This window comes from thiotrophic endosymbiont of Bathymodiolus puteoserpentis (Logatchev) (assembly GCF_900127505.1).
Taxonomy (GTDB): Bacteria; Pseudomonadota; Gammaproteobacteria; order PS1; family Pseudothioglobaceae; genus Thiodubiliella.
Genome location: NZ_UEXF01000069.1, coordinates 56,162 through 72,594, shown reverse-complemented (window position 1 = coordinate 72,594; position 16,433 = coordinate 56,162). Strand labels below are relative to the sequence as shown.

General features: G+C 37.6%; 18 protein-coding genes. 4 read left to right on the top strand and 14 right to left on the bottom strand.

Going from position 1 to position 16,433, the window contains the following annotated elements; all coding sequences use genetic code 11:
- Both BHECKSOX2_RS08230 and BHECKSOX2_RS08225 read left to right on the top strand, forming a co-directional pair.
- Positions 1-1,895, top strand: a 1,895-nt coding sequence (locus tag BHECKSOX2_RS08230) for a calcium-binding protein (protein ID WP_180323721.1), incomplete at its 5' end; no start/stop codon positions are given.
- The gene (locus tag BHECKSOX2_RS08225; RefSeq protein WP_139683185.1) at positions 1,885-3,018 is read left to right on the top strand and encodes a cation diffusion facilitator family transporter; all 1,134 of its coding nucleotides are present in this window, start codon (positions 1,885-1,887) and stop codon (positions 3,016-3,018) included. The genes BHECKSOX2_RS08230 and BHECKSOX2_RS08225, both read left to right, overlap by 11 nt.
- A gap of 76 nt (positions 3,019-3,094) precedes the next feature.
- Here BHECKSOX2_RS08225 and ruvC read toward each other — a convergent pair whose 3' ends face one another.
- A complete protein-coding gene (ruvC, locus tag BHECKSOX2_RS08220) occupies positions 3,095-3,565 on the bottom strand; it encodes a crossover junction endodeoxyribonuclease RuvC (protein WP_090716365.1) in 471 nt (156 codons plus the stop codon).
- Between the two features lie 57 nt (positions 3,566-3,622).
- Between ruvC and trxA the strand changes: the two genes are divergently transcribed.
- The gene (gene trxA, locus BHECKSOX2_RS08215; protein WP_139683184.1) at positions 3,623-4,000 is read left to right on the top strand and encodes a thioredoxin; all 378 of its coding nucleotides are present in this window, start codon (positions 3,623-3,625) and stop codon (positions 3,998-4,000) included.
- Here trxA and BHECKSOX2_RS08210 read toward each other — a convergent pair.
- The 11 genes from BHECKSOX2_RS08210 to BHECKSOX2_RS08160 form a co-directional block, all read right to left on the bottom strand.
- On the bottom strand, positions 3,992-4,321 hold the full coding sequence (locus BHECKSOX2_RS08210; protein WP_139683183.1) for a Spx/MgsR family RNA polymerase-binding regulatory protein: 330 nt from the start codon (positions 4,319-4,321) through the stop codon (positions 3,992-3,994). The two genes, trxA and BHECKSOX2_RS08210, sit on opposite strands and share 9 nt — an antisense overlap.
- Positions 4,322-4,329: 8 nt before the next feature.
- A complete protein-coding gene (locus BHECKSOX2_RS08205) occupies positions 4,330-4,728 on the bottom strand; it encodes a PGPGW domain-containing protein (protein WP_139683182.1) in 399 nt (132 codons plus the stop codon).
- An 8-nt stretch (positions 4,729-4,736) separates the two neighbouring features.
- Positions 4,737-5,174 carry a D-aminoacyl-tRNA deacylase gene (gene dtd, locus BHECKSOX2_RS08200; protein WP_139683181.1) on the bottom strand — a complete coding sequence of 146 codons (438 nt, stop codon included), beginning with the start codon at positions 5,172-5,174 and terminating at the stop codon, positions 4,737-4,739.
- On the bottom strand, positions 5,174-7,276 hold the full coding sequence (gene glyS, locus BHECKSOX2_RS08195) for a glycine--tRNA ligase subunit beta (RefSeq protein ID WP_139683180.1): 2,103 nt from the start codon (positions 7,274-7,276) through the stop codon (positions 5,174-5,176). The genes dtd and glyS overlap by 1 nt, the downstream gene beginning before the upstream one ends.
- 1 nt (position 7,277) lies before the next feature.
- Positions 7,278-8,018 (bottom strand): septum site-determining protein MinC, encoded by a 741-nt coding sequence (gene minC / locus BHECKSOX2_RS08190; RefSeq protein ID WP_139683179.1) that lies wholly within the window; start codon positions 8,016-8,018, stop codon positions 7,278-7,280.
- Between the two features lie 4 nt (positions 8,019-8,022).
- Positions 8,023-8,397 carry a DUF2384 domain-containing protein gene (locus BHECKSOX2_RS08185; RefSeq protein WP_090716382.1) on the bottom strand — a complete coding sequence of 125 codons (375 nt, stop codon included), beginning with the start codon at positions 8,395-8,397 and terminating at the stop codon, positions 8,023-8,025.
- The gene (gene tolA, locus BHECKSOX2_RS08180) at positions 8,394-9,290 is read right to left on the bottom strand and encodes a cell envelope integrity protein TolA (protein ID WP_245391357.1); all 897 of its coding nucleotides are present in this window, start codon (positions 9,288-9,290) and stop codon (positions 8,394-8,396) included. Before tolA ends, BHECKSOX2_RS08185 begins: the two co-directional genes overlap by 4 nt.
- Positions 9,283-9,714, bottom strand: a complete 432-nt coding sequence (gene tolR, locus BHECKSOX2_RS08175; protein ID WP_139683178.1) for a protein TolR — start codon at positions 9,712-9,714, stop codon at positions 9,283-9,285. The genes tolA and tolR overlap by 8 nt, the downstream gene beginning before the upstream one ends.
- 1 nt (position 9,715) lies before the next feature.
- Positions 9,716-10,390: a protein TolQ gene (gene tolQ / locus BHECKSOX2_RS08170; RefSeq protein ID WP_139683177.1), complete on the bottom strand. Its 675-nt coding sequence runs from the start codon at positions 10,388-10,390 to the stop codon at positions 9,716-9,718.
- Positions 10,383-10,781, bottom strand: coding sequence for a tol-pal system-associated acyl-CoA thioesterase (gene ybgC, locus BHECKSOX2_RS08165; protein WP_280953244.1), 399 nt, complete (start codon positions 10,779-10,781; stop codon positions 10,383-10,385). The genes tolQ and ybgC overlap by 8 nt, the downstream gene beginning before the upstream one ends.
- Positions 10,782-11,044: 263 nt before the next feature.
- Complete coding sequence (locus BHECKSOX2_RS08160) at positions 11,045-12,109, bottom strand: hypothetical protein (RefSeq protein ID WP_245391356.1); 1,065 nt, start codon at positions 12,107-12,109, stop codon at positions 11,045-11,047.
- Positions 12,110-12,333: 224 nt separating this feature from the next.
- Between BHECKSOX2_RS08160 and BHECKSOX2_RS08155 the strand changes: the two genes are divergently transcribed.
- Entirely contained in the window at positions 12,334-13,674 is a 1,341-nt protein-coding gene (locus BHECKSOX2_RS08155; RefSeq protein WP_139683175.1) for an IS1380 family transposase, read from the top strand.
- A gap of 411 nt (positions 13,675-14,085) precedes the next feature.
- Here the strand turns inward: BHECKSOX2_RS08155 and BHECKSOX2_RS08150 are convergent, their stop codons facing one another.
- Both BHECKSOX2_RS08150 and ruvB read right to left on the bottom strand, forming a co-directional pair.
- Positions 14,086-15,165, bottom strand: coding sequence for a hypothetical protein (locus BHECKSOX2_RS08150; RefSeq protein WP_245391355.1), 1,080 nt, complete (start codon positions 15,163-15,165; stop codon positions 14,086-14,088).
- Positions 15,166-15,363: 198 nt separating this feature from the next.
- Positions 15,364-16,395, bottom strand: a complete 1,032-nt coding sequence (gene ruvB / locus BHECKSOX2_RS08145; protein ID WP_139683174.1) for a Holliday junction branch migration DNA helicase RuvB — start codon at positions 16,393-16,395, stop codon at positions 15,364-15,366.
- Between the last annotated feature and the right edge of the window lie 38 nt (positions 16,396-16,433).

Sequence of the window (16,433 nt, the reverse complement as noted above, 5' to 3'; positions counted from 1 at the left end):
TGACTATTGATCATGATGGCACTAGAGTATTGGGTAATTCAGTAACCATTACTTTGGAAAATATTGCCTATACCAGTACATTGTTGGCTGAATTAATTACTAATGGCAACTTAGCGCTTTCCCCAACATCCATAGCCTCAAATATTACCACCACCTCTGCTCTTACTATTAATAATAATAATAATTTAATCACTGAATTTACTAATCACAGAGTTGTGGTAAATGGTAACGACTTTACTTGTGTTAATTTAACAGCTGATTCGGGCTGGGGTAATGCGGGGTCCTTCTCTAATCAGGGTTTTAAAGGTAACGGTGCATTGACTTTTACAGCGGCAGCTGGTACAAGCAGTCAAGGTGTTGTAATTGGATTATCTAATAGCAATGTGGGTCTAGATCGTGATGATAGTGGCTATAAAAATATCGCCTATGCGATTTATCTTGATGCTGATGGCACGCTTGATATCTACGAACAAGGTAATGAAAAAGCTAGTAACTTCAACGGAGGATTCGCAGAAAATGACATCTTTAAAATCGAGAGAATAGGCACAGAGGTTAAATATTATAAAAATAACATGTTGATATACACATCAACAGTCGTCTCCACTGAGACGCTAAATTTTGATTCTGCATTTTCTGCAGAAGGACAAAAAATTAACAATGTCCAACTGTTTGGCATTGACGGCACTGCCCCGATTACTCAGATGAATAGTGCAAAAGTTTTAGAAAGTGCAATCATATCTGTGAAAAGCTCAGAAGTTGGGACTGCTTACTTGATTAAGGAGGGTGAGAACATTAGCACACTTGACAAACTTGAGATGGCAGTAAAGAAAAACACAGGAGCTAAAGTTACAATTAACATTGCTAACACTACACAAAACCTAGACACCTCAGGTCTAGTGGAGGGTGCTTACAAACTTTATGCTATTGATGATGCAGGTAATATTTCAATTGCTGCCAATATTACGACATCTACTAACGGAATTGTAAATACTACCCAGATAATCAATGTTACTACTGGTAATACCTTAAACGGCACTAGTAGCGAAACATTGATTGGTGGGGCAGGTGATGATACTATCAATGGCGGTACTGGTCACGATACAATCTATGGTGGTACTGGTAATGACATTATTAACAGCGGTACAGGCGGTAATGCTATTATCTATGGAGGTGCTGGCGATGATAATATTAACGGTGATGGTGGCAGTAATATTATTTTTGGTGGTACTGGTGATGACATTATTAAAGGCGGTACAGGCGGTAATACTATTATCTATGGTGGTGCTGGCAATGATAATATCAACGGTGGTAGCAGTTTTAATATTCTTCATGGTGGTGCTGGCAATGATAACATCAACGGTGGTGGTAGTTTTAATATTCTTCATGGTGGTGCTGGCAATGATAACATCAACGGTGGTGGTAGTTATAATATTATTTATGGTGATGCTGGTGATGACATTATTAACGGCGGTACAGGCGGTAATGCTATTATCTATGGGGGTGAAGGTGCTGATACCCTCACAGGTGGTCTAGGCCTTGGTAGCTCTAACGATGTTTTTTTATATGGTGCTGTTACAGATAGTACGATTGCCAGCGGTGGTGATACTATTACTAACTTCCATTTTATTGGCTCTACAGTGGACCGTTTAAATCTTAAAGATGTAATGGATTTCAATACTTCAGATATCGCTACTAATTTAGCTAAATATATTCACGCCGAAGCTGATGGTGATAACAATGTTAAGCTTTATATTAAGCACGATGGCTTAGAATCAGGAACAGTAGGTAGTTCTACCGCAGACATGCTTATCAATCTAACTGTGACTAATGCTGCTAATGCTAATGCACTTGCTGCATTACTTAATGATAATAATCTAAACGAGTATTACTTTTAATAAGCGCACAAAAGCCAGTCAAAAAATTACAATCATTGGTGCGATTGTTGATTTTTTCCTTGCTATTTTTAAAATTATTGCTGGTGTGCTTGGCAATTCTAGCGCACTCATCGCTGATGGCATCCATTCGTTCTCAGATTTGTTGTCTGATGGCGTAGTACTATACGCCACCAAACACTCTGCCGAAGAAGCTGACGAAGAGCATCCTTATGGTCACGAACGCTTTGAGACTGTTGCCACACTAGGTTTGGCAATCATTTTGGCCATTGTTGCTATTGGTATTATTATTGATGGTTTTGAACGCTTAAACAATCCAAGCTCTCTTTCGCACAACACGCTACTTTTAAGCGTTGCTACGCTCTCCATTTTTTCTAAAGAGATACTATATTGGTATACCTTAAAAGTGGCCAAAACCTATAAATCAGATATACTTAAAGCCAACGCTTGGCACCATCGATCAGATGCTTTATCCTCTATTGTGGTACTTATAGGTATTTTAGGTAGCTTGAACGGTTATCGCTATTTAGATGGCATTGCTGCTATCGTAGTTGGTTTAATGATTCTTTATATTGCTTGGAAATTAGGCACAGGTGCAGTCAAAGAATTGGTCGACACTTCAATTGACGCTGAGAAAGTCGAACAAGTTAAAAATGCAATTGGTATGATTAGCGGTGTGAACAGCGTACATTCACTACGCACACGAAAAATTGGTAGTGCTATTTCAGCTGATGTGCATGTACAAGTTGATCCATTTTTAAGTGTTAGCGAGGGACATATTATCAGTGTTAGCGTTGAACGAGTCGCCAAAGAATGTTTAAAAGATTTATCTGATGTTACCGTGCATATTGACCCCGAAGACGATGAGGCAGCAGCACCTTGTGAGCATCTACCTGAGCGCGCAGAAGCGCTCGGTATTCTCAACAAGGCGTTATTCAATAATGAATGTGATGGTGAAATAGAGCGCATCCAATTACACTATCTTGATGGCAAGATTCACGTGGATTTCTTTTTACCAGTCAGCTGCCTATCAACCAATAGAAGTCATAATGACATTTTAGTCAAACTCACTGAAGTGGTTGCTAAGTTGCCAGAATTTGGCAAAATTAAAGTTTATTTTAGTTAAATCATTATTTCTACAAGATGACAAACTTTAGAGGGTATTTTTCTTTTATCTAAGGCGGATTATCAAAAATACGAAGTTAAAGACAATGATAGGCGTGGCATATCGCACCCGCTAATGCATCCGCTGCATCCTCTTGTGGCGCTTTGTTAAGCTTTAAAGACTCACACACCATATAACTCACTTGGTCTTTAGCAGCATGACCTTTGCCAACAATTGCTTTTTTAATTTGATTAGGGCTATATTCCACCATAGGAATATTACGAGACCCCACTGCTGAGATAATTGCACCGCGCGCATGACCTAATTTGATAGCGGCATCTGGATTGGGGCGATCAGGTCGCATAAACGCTCGCTCAATCACCACAATATCGGGCTGATATTTTATAACAATTTCGCTAATACCTTCAAAAATAGTAGTGATACGCTGTGTTAATTCACCTTTAGTGCGAATGCAACCACTGGCAAGATAGCTAAATTTGAGACTTGAAGCCTCAATCAAACCAAAGCCTGTTACTCTTGAACCGGGATCAATCCCTAAAATTTTCATACAAATTATTTTATCAGTGTTGATATAATAGTGGCTTTTATTTATAAGGATAGAATCATGGCAGTATTAGAACTCAACAAAGACAATTTTGACGAAACAATCCAAAAAAATGACATTGTTATTTTAGATTTTTGGGCGCCGTGGTGTGGTCCTTGCAAGCAGTTTGCACCTACTTATGATGAAATTTCTGAGAAGATTGACACTGTTGTTTTTGCAAAAGTTAATACTGAAGATGAACAAGAATTAGCAGGTAGATTTCAAATTCGTTCAATTCCAACTTTAATGATTTTCAGAGAGAAAGTTGCGATCTTCTCTCAACCTGGTGCAATGTCGGGTGCCGATTTAGAAGCGGTTATTAAAAAGGCACAAGCCTTAGACATGGAAAAGGTTCACTCAGAAATCACCAAGCAAAAAGAAGAAAAATCATCAGACTAAACGCTGATAAAGGACTTTATCAAACCCAACACTAACACCCTCTTTTGTTACTAAAACAGGGCGTTTGATCAGTGTCGGGTTTTTTAATGTTAGCGCTAAAGTGATGTTTTGTTTTTCATCATTATTCAGATTTCGATAAGTAGTAGAGCGTTTATTAATAAGCTTATCCCACCCTACCCCATCAATAAAACTTTGTAAGGTTTGTACATCAATAGGGGTTTGACGAAAATCAATAAATTCAAAGTCAACACCCTGATCCTCCAAAAACTTACCCGCTCTTTTGATGGTGTCGCAATTTTTTATACCATACATTTTTATCATCGTTTTACTTACCGCTCTAAGGGCGGCGCTCCTGCTTTGTTGCGTAACCAATTAATTGCTTGAAAAGTTGTATCATTGCTAATCAATTTTAATTCTAACTTGCGTTTACCAGGAAATTCCATCAAAAATAAACCCAACAAAATAGAAATAATACCTTGACCTGGTGTAACTAGCATAATAATGCCAGCAAGTAACAACACTAAGCCAACAAGGTTTTTAATCGTGGCAACAACAAAATTACAATCACGCTTACACTGATTACTCTGGGAAAAATAATCCACAGGAATTTTCCCCAATAAAAAAGGCATTGCCAAAAGACTAACAACAAAAACAATCCCTGAAATAATGCCTACTATTAGCAACATCTCTTCGTATTCAATAATAAGTTTGTTAATAAAATCTAACATTTAAACGCTCAACATTTTAGCAAAAAAGTAACTGGCCCATCATTGGTAAGTGACACTTGCATATCAGCACCAAAAATACCACTGGCAACTGTTGAATGGGCAAGCTTGATTCTACTTAAAAAATAATCATAGAGCTCTTCTGCCAATACTGGCGGTTTTGCTGTGGAAAAAACAGCACGCGTGCCTGATTTAGTATCCGCCACTAAAGTGAATTGGGACACCACAAGCACACCGCCATTAATGTCAACAACCGATAAATTCATTTTTCCTTGCGCATCAGTAAACACCCGATAAGCCAATAACTTCTTAATCATTTTATCAACTTGTGGTTTTTCGTCGTTTTTTTCAAACCCTAAAAAAACCAAAACCCCTTGTTTAGTTTGTCCGACAATTTGACCGTCAACTTCTACCTTTGCCTTGCTCACTCGCTGAATAAGTGCCTTCATTATTTTGACAAATATAAAAAATTAGCAATAGAATAAAACGAATCTCTCATCGCCCAAAGCAAACAAACTCTATCCCTTCTAAGCTCTAAATCGTCATCAAGCACCCTAACATTATTAAAAAAATCATCAATAGCAGGTTTCAATTCTAAAAGAGCATCTATGATAACTAAATAATCTTGTTGATCTTTATCTATTTTTCTCCAGAGTTTCATATATGCATTTAAAAGATTTTCATCAAATTGATTGGTAAACTCTATATCTCTATAAGTATTTATGTCGCTACCATCTGTCCTTCTACTTATACCTTTAGATGAATGATTACATCCACCAGCCATATCTTCAGAACTAATATCTTTAAATATACTTACAATACGCTTGTTAGCCTCAATCAAACTTTTTGAATCTTCATTTTGCACAAATTTGTATATTGCTTTAATGCGTAAGTGCCAATCATAAGTAACATTGCTAGAGCTTTTTATTGCTAATACAGCCCTTACAACTGATTTATCAATGCCTTGTTCTTGGTAATACATCTCTAAACGACCAACAATAAAATCATAAATTTCTTGAATAATTTCTTCGCCAAATTCATACAACTTAACTGATTCACGAATCAATTTAAACAAATCCAACTGTGATTTTGACTCAATCATCATCCGTAACAAACCCAACGCCGAACGCTTGAGCGCATAAGGGTCTTTTGAGCCAGTGGGTTTATGCCCAATACCATAAATACCCACAATACTATCAACTTTATCAGCAATTGCAACACATAAACCCTCTTTTGTACAGGGCAATGTATCGCCTGAAAACCTTGGGTGATAATGCTCACTAATAGCACTTGCAACCACAGGGTCTTCACCATCATTAAGTGCATAGTATCCACCCATCACCCCTTGCAAATCAGAAAATTCACCCACCATATCCGTGATTAAATCTGTTTTTGATAGCAGTCCTGCGCGGGCACTGTGCTTTGTATTTGCACCAATAATATCAGCAATATAGGTAGATAATGTTCCAATGCGTTTGGCTTTCTCACCCATTGAGCCAAGTCCATCCATAAACAACACACTGTCTAGTTTTGCAATTCTAGACTCTAAAGTCCTTGATTTATCTTGCTCCCAGAAAAACTCTGAATCGGTTAATCGTGGACGAATGACACGATCATTACCATCAACAATCACCGATAAATCGCTAGATTCAATATTTGCCACCGAGATAAATGCAGGCAATAATCTACCCTCATCGTCTATCATGTGAAAATATTTTTGATGTGATTTCATCGCAGAAATCAACGCTTCTTCTGGCACTTTTAAAAATCTTTCGTCAAAGCTCCCTGAAAATGCACAAGGGTATTCAACTAAAGCACAAACTTCATCCAATAAGGATTCATCAATAACAGCCGTTGCGTTATTCTCACTCGCTACTTGCATCACTTGATTACGAATGGCTTGCTTTCGAAGGTCAAAATCTACTTCAATTTGCGCCTTATCAAGCAAAGTTTTTTGATAATCTTTGGCATTATTAATGCTAAATACCTGCTCACCCGTAAAACGCAGTCCACGAGTGCTATTGCCACTATCAAGACCCATAATATTTGCCTTGACTATGTCGCTACCCAGTATCATGACCAGCCAATGCACAGGACGCACAAAATTAAAGTCTAAATCACCCCAACGCATTGCACGAGTAATAGGGATATTTTTAATCGCTGTGTCAACAATATTTTCTAACAAATCTTGCGTTTTTGAGCCTTTTTTCTCTTGTGTGAAAAAATAATAATCCGTGCCTTTAAGTGCTTTTTTATCTAAGGCATCAATTGCCACACCACAAGATTTGGCAAAGCCTTCAATCGCCTGTGTAGGCGCACTAAGCGCTGGACCTTTGCGCTCGATAATTTGGTCTTCTTGCTGACATTGTAAATTATTAACCAAAACTGCTAGGCGTCTTGGTGTAGCAAAAGATGTAGCCTTATCAAAAGACAAATTCAACTCGTTGAGTTGCTTGGTCAAATTACTACTGAGTGAGTTTGACAGTTGTTTTAGTAATTTAGGTGGCAATTCTTCGGTGCCAAGTTCTAATAAAAAATCTTGTGTATTCATGTTATTTAACTATTTGAAATCTTAACTTTCCATCCTTTAAATCAATCATCACCGAGTGTCCTTTTAGCTTATTTGGCACCACTTCAAATTGTTTGTAAATACCCGCAATGGCAACCAACTGTGCATTAAACGAGTGAATAAAAATAGTGGCATTTTCGTCACCATCTACACCTGCAAATACCTTGCCACATACCTCCCTATAAGCAGAAATACAGCCATGTGATATCACTTCTCCATCAAACTTGACAAGTCCCAATAATACCAAATCACTGTCTTTAGCAAAAACCTGCTCTGATGAGGCAACTTCATTAATCACAATTTTGGGTAAACGATGTTTTTCGTTTTGTGCTACTTTAGATACTGGTATAGACTTAGATTTTACTTCTTTATTCAACTGCTTAAGTTTTTTATCTTCTTCTAATGTCACAGCTGGCTTATCAAATACTACCAAACCTGAAAACCTAGCAAAATCAATCAACTCTTTCACTTCCGAGCGAATGCCGATGGTCACCATGTTGTTTTGCGTTAATATCTCTATCAATACTGCCAATTCATTTGCTTGAAAATGCTTATTTTCAATCTCTAAAACAACCGGTGCATACTGAAACTTATCTTTATCAACTTCTAGTAAACTGGTAATTTCATCAAAGAGTTTTTCGGTGTTTTTGCTCGGTACTTTAAGCGCATAAAATGCCTCACCTTGTATTCGCATTTCAACCAAGTTTATTTTTTCTTTTTCCATTAGATTAATCTCTCCAACCTTGTGTGCAATCTAAGAAATGCCAAACGCGTTTCATGCCCACTTCACCGCTCAACATTAATTCTAATGGTGCTTTGTGCTTAAATTTTTTAACGCCTCGCTTCAACCACAAGCTCGCATAATCGCGATTAGCTGGGTAAGTCGTGCCTAAAGACTCATGAATACCTAAAATCATTTCAGCGCGCTTAATTGAAGTCTCATCAAAATCAAAAGACTTATCACCCCTTCTATATAAATACAAATGCCTTGGCTTGATTGACTTTAAACCCAACAAAGTGATTTGTTCTTGATCCGCCAATTGCCAATTTTCCATTACTTGCGTCAAGCTAAATGTTAATTGATTTTTTTGTTCTTCAGTCATTTTTTTAAGCTTCTATTTTGATAAAAATTAAATATTATATTACGCTCAAAAATACTCTTATCTGGCGCACTCGGTAATGGTGAGGCTTTGTTTACTGCTCGTATAATCGAGTTTTTAAAAGATGTTTCTCTGCTTTTGTTGTCAACATTGCAAGATTTTAATTTAACACTTTTAACAACACCGCCCTTATCTTGCACAATATGCACTTCACAAGTCCAATCATCTTTTGCGCCTGAATAACGCCATTGACTGTTAACTCTTGAAGCAATTTGAGTGATGTAGTTTACCTTAAGTTCATCCAAAATACTTTTCTGAGCGTCTTTTATCTTTTGCGCTTCTTTTAACTGAGACGCCTTAGTCAGATCGCGCCTTCTTTGTTCTTCTTTAAACTTTTTGGCTTCGGCTTTACGCTGTTTTACAATTTTTTGTTTTTTCTTTTCTGCGGTTTTAGCTTTTTTCTCAGCTATTTTTCTTTTTCTCTCAGCCTCTTTAGCTTTTTTCTCAGCAAGTGCTTTGGCTTGCTTTTCTTTTTTTACCTTGGCCTTAAGTTTATTGATTTTTCTTTGTTTTTGATAACGCTTATCTTCTAACTCTTTTAAGCGCCTTTGTTCACGCTTGAGTTTTGCTTGTTTCTTTTTTTGCCCATCAAGTAATCGTTGTGTTTCTTTCTTAATTTCACTCAAATCAACCGTTACCGCTTTCGGGATGGCTCTAGAATTGACTTTTTTAAGCCTCTCTTCTGGCTCTTGCTCTACACGCTGCACACTAGAAAAAAGCAAGCCAACAAACAGCACAAGATGTAATGCCATAGCCACAGAAAAAGCAACTGGATGGTGTTTAGCAATCTTAGGTAATCTGATTTTTTGAATAAAGTCTTGCATATAACTACTCATCTGACTCGGTTACAATACCAACTTTTTCAACACCATTTTTTTGCAAGAAAGCCATTAATGCAATCACTGCACCATAAGCAACTTCCTGGTCACCTCTAACAAAAACCCTCATCTTTGGAAAAACCTGCAATCTAGCCTGCACGCGTGCGGCAATCTTGCCTACTGACAAACGCTCAGGCTTGGCACCTGTTATAGAATTGATAAAATATTCACCATCACGATTAATACTAATAATGCTCGGCTGTTGCTCAGTAAAATCTACCGCCTTTGTGTCAGCATTAGGTAAATCTACTTCAATGCCTTGTTCAAGAATAGGCGTAGTCATCATAAAAATCACCAACAACACTAACATTACATCAATATAGGGAACAATATTAATATTCGCATCTGCGTCTGCTCTAGTGCGTTTTGGTAGTGCTATCATATTATCTTTGGAATATGACAAACATTTTTTCAATAAAGGCGGTGTATTGATGACTGATATCACCAATTTTAGATGACAGACGATTGTAAGCAATGGTCGCTGGAATCGCGGCAAACAAACCAAAGGCAGTTGCAATGAGTGCCTCGGCAATACCTGGTGCAACTACCGCAATACTTGCCTGTTTGACAGACGCTAAACCAATAAAAGAATGCATAATACCCCACACTGTACCAAATAAACCAATATACGGACTTGAAGAGGCAATCATGGCCAAAATACTCAAATTACTATCTAGACGCTCAATCTCACTATTCGCTGTAGTGTTCATCAGGCGGTAAGCACGCTCAGCATTTGCTTGCTTGTCACCCAATTCTAAGTGGGTAAACTCCTTATAACCTGAAGAAAAAATATCTGCCATTGTGCCGCTACTTGGTATTTGAGATTGTAACTCGTTGAGTGCTTTATCTGTTGAAAAATACGCAGAAAAGTTTTTAATATCCCTTTTAGAATTCAATAAAATTTTCTTTTTAGATAAAATAACAGTCCAGGAATAAATACTCATCGTCACCAAAATCAGCATCACCAATTGTACGACAAAATCAGCCTCCACAATCAAACCTAAAATACTAATACTATCATTGACACTAGCACTATTAACAATAGTAATATTATCCATCTATTTTCTCCTTTATCATAAGTGGAATACCGCAAGGCTTAAAACTATCAGCATGTAAACACGCCACAGTTACTTGCGCTTCGAATAATACCTGATTTTGCCCTGAATGCATTATTTTCTGTGTAAAAATCAAACTGGCACACCCTACTTTTTTAATCAAAGTTTGCACCGTTAATAAATCATTAAATTTTACAGGTAGATGATACTGTGCATTAAGCCTACGAACAGCAAAAATCGTATTATGCTTGGCAATAAGCACATCTTGCTCAAAACCCAAATCACGCAAATACTCACTACGCCCTCTTTCAATAAATTTTAGGTAATTGGCATAATACACCACACCGCCGCTGTCTGTATCTTCATAATAAACTCTAATATTTATCTCATTCATTGAACAAATCTTCATTATTAATTATAAGTGTTTAATTTTAGCATTTTTTTAAAGTCTTTTACCAGATCAGCGTAGTGGTTGCAACCAGTAAGACTACAAAGTATAGAGATATTTTATCTTCTTCATAAGGTTATATCGTAATATCATACGAGACCAACAGGGGAAAATAAGAGGCGAAAAAAAACCCTAGTTCAAATAAAACTGGGGTTTTTAAAGTGTTAATTTAGCACCTTAAAGACACTAAATCAGACTTCTAACTAGGATTAGAACTTAACATCAAATCTAATACCTTTGTTAGTTCCGTTCATGGCATCAAAATTAGCACCACTAAGCTTAGCCAAGTTAGCTGTTAACTTACCGCCAGACATAGCGTGAGTAAGAATTAATTCAGCACCTGTCACCTTATCAGCTGCACCCAGTGTATTCTTAGTGTAGATAGCCTTAATTGTATTACCTGCAACCTTAGTGCTTAGCGCAACACCTAAGATTTTAGAGAAATCACCGACAGTCGCTACTGCTGTCTGTGTGCCACCACGAGCACTTGCACCGACCAGCATAGAGCCTAATGGTGCAAATTTAGCGTTGTCGCCTGCATCAGAATCTTCGTTTTTATACTGAGCAACATCCCATTTAATAGCACCTGCTTTACCGCCAACATAAAGTAAAGTTACTTTTTCTGGAACATCACCATTGACTGATTTTTTCTTAAAATGCTCAGCAGCAACTAAGATACCGCCAAAAGTACTCTTAACAGAAAGGTCTGTCCATTTAGCCTTAGGGTTGTTGATTACTTTAACTTTTACATCAGCAATTTTGGCAGCAATGCTAACATGTGTTGTGCTGGCAATATGCCTAGTAACAGAAGTGAAAGTAACAGCACCATTGATCTCAGCACCTTCAATAATATCAACATCTCCTCCATTAGTTGTATACATACCTAAAGTAACAGGACCCACTTTAGTTGATAAAGATAAAGCGTCTGTGCTTTTCTCACTCTTACTCCATGCACCCAAACCAATTGTACTATAGAAATCACCCGCTTTAACATTAACAGGACCAATTTTAGTAGTAATATAGAATTGATGTAAATTAGAAGCTCCAGAACGAGCTGCAGTTTCATCGTCAGTTCTAAAACTAGCAACCACTGTAGTTGCACCAGATTTGCCAATGACATTTAAGTTAACACGCTTGCTATTTTTAGTATCACTACCACTGACACTAATACCATTGTCAGCATATTGAAGATACGCATCGCCCTTGATTGAAATATCAGCCATTGATGCTGATGCCATTGTTATCACTGCTGCAGCGACCATTAATTTTTTCATTACATACTCCATAAGTTGTGAAAAAACCCCGCAAAATTGCAAAGATAGTGCCAATTATACGAATACTTACATCAAAGTCAACCCCCAATCCAAAAATAGAAACTAAAAAAACACAGCAAGCCCAGTTGGTATAATAGTTTTAACCAAAAAACTGTTTCACCCATTGGGTGAAAACAAAAAGATAACAACACCTTTTTTATACACAACTAAACTTTACTGCGTTTATGGATATCTTAAACTACAAACTTGATACTACCAAAGAACTTTTAACCTCTCGTATTGGACTACTTGCCACTGCCCATACAATTAACACACTTAATTTATCCAATGTCATTGACAAGCACTTCCCAGCACTAGGCAGCAATCGTGCCCTTAAAGCCTCAATCTTTATCAACACCTTAGTATTAAGCCAGCATGAAGGTGGTAAGTGCTTAGACGATGTTACTCATATTGCCAAAGACAAAGCCTTGGGTATGCTGATTAACCAACAAACACCAACCACGCAAGCCATCGGCACTTGGCTAAGACATTTGGGTAAAGACAATCAAGGTATTAAAGCTTTATCAAAAATTAACAAAACTTTACTTAGTGCTGCCTTATGCAATTGCAAAAACATTACACTTGATATTGACGCCTCTGAAGTGATTGCTAATAAAACAAGTGCTCAGTGGACTTATAAAGGCAACAAAGGCTACATGCCCATGGTAGGACACATTGCGCAAACCTCTCAGATTGTTGCCACTGACTTTAGGCAAGGCAATACTTCTCCAGCAAAAGATAATCTTGAGTTTATTAAACACTGTCAAAAGGCACTACCAAAAGGTGTTAAAGTCAACAAACTACGCATTGACGGTGCAAGCTATCAAGCTGGCATTATTGATTTTTGTTTTGACAAAAACATCGGGTTTGCCATCAGGGCAAAGATGTGCAAATCCCTCAAAGATATTATCATTGACAAAAATAATAATTGGCAAGCTTTGCGTAACAAAGATGGCAAAACAATTAAGGCACAAGAAGCCTTTAGAATGCAACACTTTATCGGCAAAGATGGATCCGTTTTTGATTTAGTGGTGCAAAGAAAGTTAATCAAAGGGCAGAGCGAGATGGACTTAGGTGTAGATATAAATAATGCTATTAATGACAGCGACCAAAGTCTTGCTATTGGTGAATATGTTTATCGAGCCATTGCCACTAATCTTGAGGGTTTAACTGATAGTGAGATTATCCATTTTTACAACCAACGAGGTGAAGACAGTGAAAACCGCATTAAAGAGTTAAAGAATGACTTTGGTGCAAGACAAATGCCTTGCGCTGATTTTAATGCCAATGCCTTGTATTTTGATATTTGTAGCCTGTCTTACAATTTGTTTGCTTTAATGCGACAACTGCTACCGCTTGAGTTTGCCAATAAAAGAGCAAAATATGTGCGCCATCGTCTTTACGCTATTGCTGCCAAGGTTGTTCAACATGGTAGGCAGGTGATTGTTAAATGCCAAGCACAATATTATGATTTACTCAATCAAGTATTAAACAGTATCAAGGCATTTAGACCTGTATTAACCTGAACTAGTGCCTTAGTACCATGAGTGCTTTTATTAAGTAAGGACGACGCTCGTCTAAAAATCAGAAAAACCAATGAAAAACTGTTTGAACAAGCTTATAACACTTCTGATTAGTTGACTGTTAGTAATAATCATAGACTGGCTGGTTGAAAAGTAGTTTTTTATGTGAGAAAATTATTTTTTGGATTTTTTGGTTTTATTTTTGGATTTGGGTCAACACTTTTTTGAAAGAGACAAAATAGAATAAGGATATTTTATCTTCTTCATAAAATACCTAATAAAGTTTAATTTCGCCATAGAGGCTAACAGGAAAAAAATAAGAGACGAAAAAAAACCCCAGTCTCAAATAAGACTGGGGTTTTTAAAGTGTTAATTTAGCGCCCTAAGACACTAAATCAGACTTTCTAACTAAGATTAGAACTTAACATCAAATCTAACACCTCTGTTAGTTGCGTTCATGCTATCATCATCACTGCCATTAATCTTGCCCAAGTTAGCTGTTAACTTACCGCCAGATATGGCGCGAGTAAGTATTAATTCAGCACCTGTTAGCTTATCAGCAAAACCACCTGCATTCAATGTATTCTTAGTGTAGATAACCTTAAGTGTATTACCTGCAACCTTAGCACTTACTGCAACACCTAAGATTTTAGAAAACGAATTAACACTCGCTACTGCTGTGGCTGTACCACCACGAGCACCTCCACCGATTAGCATAGAGCCTAATGGTGCAAGTTTAGCATTAGCGCCTGCAGCAACGTCTTTGTTCTTATACTGAGCAACATCCCATTTAACAGCGCCTACTTTACCGCCAACATGAAGTAAAGTTACTTTTTGTTCAGCATTAGTGCCTACTGCTTTTTGCTTATGATGCTCAGCAGCAACTAAGATACCGCCGAAAGTACCCTTAGCAGAAAGGTTTGTCCATTTAGCCTTAGGGTTATCAATTACTTTAATTTTTGCACCAGCAATGTCAACAGCAACGCTAACATGTGTTGTGCTAGCAACATGCTTTGTACCCTTGACAGAAACAATAATACCAGTACTAGGATCAGGAGTATTAGTGACAGTATCAACCTCTCCTCCATTAGTTGTATATATACCTAAAGTAACAGGACCTACTTTAGTTGATAAAGATAGAGCATCTGTGCTTTTCTCACCCTTACTCCATGCACCCAAGCCAATTGTACTATAAAAATCGCCCGCTTTAACATTGATAGGACCCACTTTAGTAGTAATATAGAATTGATGTAAATTAGAAGCGCCAGAACGATTTGCATCATTATCGTCAGTTCTAAAACTAGCAACCACTGTAGTTGCACCAGATTTACCAACGACATTTAAGTTAACACGCTTGCGATTTGAAGTGTTACTACCACTTTGTGCAATACCATTGTCAGCATATTGAAGATACGCATCACCCTTGATTGAAATATCAGCCATTGATGCTGATGCCATTGTTGCTGCTACTGCAGCGACCATTAATTTTTTCATTATATACTCCGTAAGTTGTGAAAAAAATCTCAGCGAAATTGCAAAGATGGTGTTAATTATACGAGTGTTTATTGTAAAGTCAACACTTTTTTGCAAAAAAAATACAAAAAATAGTTTTTTTACAACAAAAAGTAAAAATAATGGCTTCTTAGCATGTGTTTAGCGCCACAATCTTATGGTTTAAAATTTTTGTTTGTTTTATTCATCAAACAAACTTGAGGCGGATGCATCAGGGGTTTTTAAGCCTAAATGTGTATAGGCAAGATTGGTCGCACTGCGCCCACGCGGCGTACGCATAATAAAGCCTTGCTGAATTAAATAGGGCTCTACCATGTCTTCCAAAGTGCCACGATCTTCGCCAATCGCTGTTGAAAGTGTATCCAAGCCCACTGGGCCACCGCCAAATTTTTGTGTTATCATTGATAAATATTCTCTGTCTAATTGCTCCAAACCTAATTCATCTACCTTGAGTTCACTCAATGCTTCATGTGCAATGGCTTGATGCACGATGCCATTGGTTTTAACATCAGCAAAATCACGCACTCGGCGTAATAATCGATTCGCAATTCTTGGTGTGCCACGAGAACGCTTAGCAATCTCTAATGCACCGTCTAACTCTATTTGGATATCTAAAATATCGGCAGAACGCACCACAATTGTTTGTAAATCTTTGACTTCATAAAACGCTAAGCGTTGGACAATGCCAAATCTATCTCTAAGTGGTGAGGTTAACATACCTGCACGCGTGGTTGCGCCAATCAAAGTAAATGGTGGTAACTCCAGTTGCACAGAATGTGCAGCTATACCCTCACCGACCATAATATCGAGTTTAAAATCTTCCAACGCAGGGTATAGAATTTCTTCAACCACAGGATTGAGGCGATGAATCTCGTCAATAAACAACACATCATAAGGTTCAAGTTTAGTGAGTATTGCTGCCAAATCCCCTGAGCGCTCTAATACAGGGCCAGAACTTTGCTTAAACCCTGCACCCATTTGATTAGCAATCACATTTGCCAAGGTGGTTTTTCCCAGCCCTGGTGGACCATAAATTAGGGTGTGATCCAGTGCATCGCCACGCTTTTTGGTAGCTTTAATAAACAATGACATCTGAGATTTAACATCTTTTTGGCCGATATATTCACTGAGCAATTTAGGGCGAACCGAAGTCATAATAATGGCTTCGTTTTCCTGATTCTCTGCACTTACTAAGGAGTCTTCTTCTATCATATTGCGTTATTTTAACCGATTAACTTCTTGCAACAGCA

What these genes read in the sequence shown, in the direction of transcription:
- tolQ (WP_139683177.1), bottom strand. Translation starts at nt 10,390, where the DNA reads ATGGATAATATTACTATTGTTAATAGTGCTAGTGTCAATGATAGTATT.
- minC (WP_139683179.1), bottom strand. Translation starts at nt 8,018, where the DNA reads ATGGAAAAAGAAAAAATAAACTTGGTTGAAATGCGAATACAAGGTGAG.
- glyS (WP_139683180.1), bottom strand. Translation starts at nt 7,276, where the DNA reads ATGAATACACAAGATTTTTTATTAGAACTTGGCACCGAAGAATTGCCA.
- ruvB (WP_139683174.1), bottom strand. Translation starts at nt 16,395, where the DNA reads ATGATAGAAGAAGACTCCTTAGTAAGTGCAGAGAATCAGGAAAACGAA.
- BHECKSOX2_RS08205 (WP_139683182.1), bottom strand. Translation starts at nt 4,728, where the DNA reads ATGTTAGATTTTATTAACAAACTTATTATTGAATACGAAGAGATGTTG.
- BHECKSOX2_RS08210 (WP_139683183.1), bottom strand. Translation starts at nt 4,321, where the DNA reads ATGATAAAAATGTATGGTATAAAAAATTGCGACACCATCAAAAGAGCG.
- BHECKSOX2_RS08150 (WP_245391355.1), bottom strand. Translation starts at nt 15,165, where the DNA reads ATGAAAAAATTAATGGTCGCTGCAGTAGCAGCAACAATGGCATCAGCA.
- tolA (WP_245391357.1), bottom strand. Translation starts at nt 9,290, where the DNA reads ATGAGTAGTTATATGCAAGACTTTATTCAAAAAATCAGATTACCTAAG.
- ybgC (WP_280953244.1), bottom strand. Translation starts at nt 10,781, where the DNA reads ATGAATGAGATAAATATTAGAGTTTATTATGAAGATACAGACAGCGGC.
- BHECKSOX2_RS08185 (WP_090716382.1), bottom strand. Translation starts at nt 8,397, where the DNA reads ATGACTGAAGAACAAAAAAATCAATTAACATTTAGCTTGACGCAAGTA.
- BHECKSOX2_RS08155 (WP_139683175.1), top strand. Translation starts at nt 12,334, where the DNA reads ATGGATATCTTAAACTACAAACTTGATACTACCAAAGAACTTTTAACC.
- ruvC (WP_090716365.1), bottom strand. Translation starts at nt 3,565, where the DNA reads ATGAAAATTTTAGGGATTGATCCCGGTTCAAGAGTAACAGGCTTTGGT.
- tolR (WP_139683178.1), bottom strand. Translation starts at nt 9,714, where the DNA reads ATGATAGCACTACCAAAACGCACTAGAGCAGACGCAGATGCGAATATT.
- trxA (WP_139683184.1), top strand. Translation starts at nt 3,623, where the DNA reads ATGGCAGTATTAGAACTCAACAAAGACAATTTTGACGAAACAATCCAA.
- dtd (WP_139683181.1), bottom strand. Translation starts at nt 5,174, where the DNA reads ATGAAGGCACTTATTCAGCGAGTGAGCAAGGCAAAGGTAGAAGTTGAC.
- BHECKSOX2_RS08160 (WP_245391356.1), bottom strand. Translation starts at nt 12,109, where the DNA reads ATGAAAAAATTAATGGTCGCTGCAGCAGTGATAACAATGGCATCAGCA.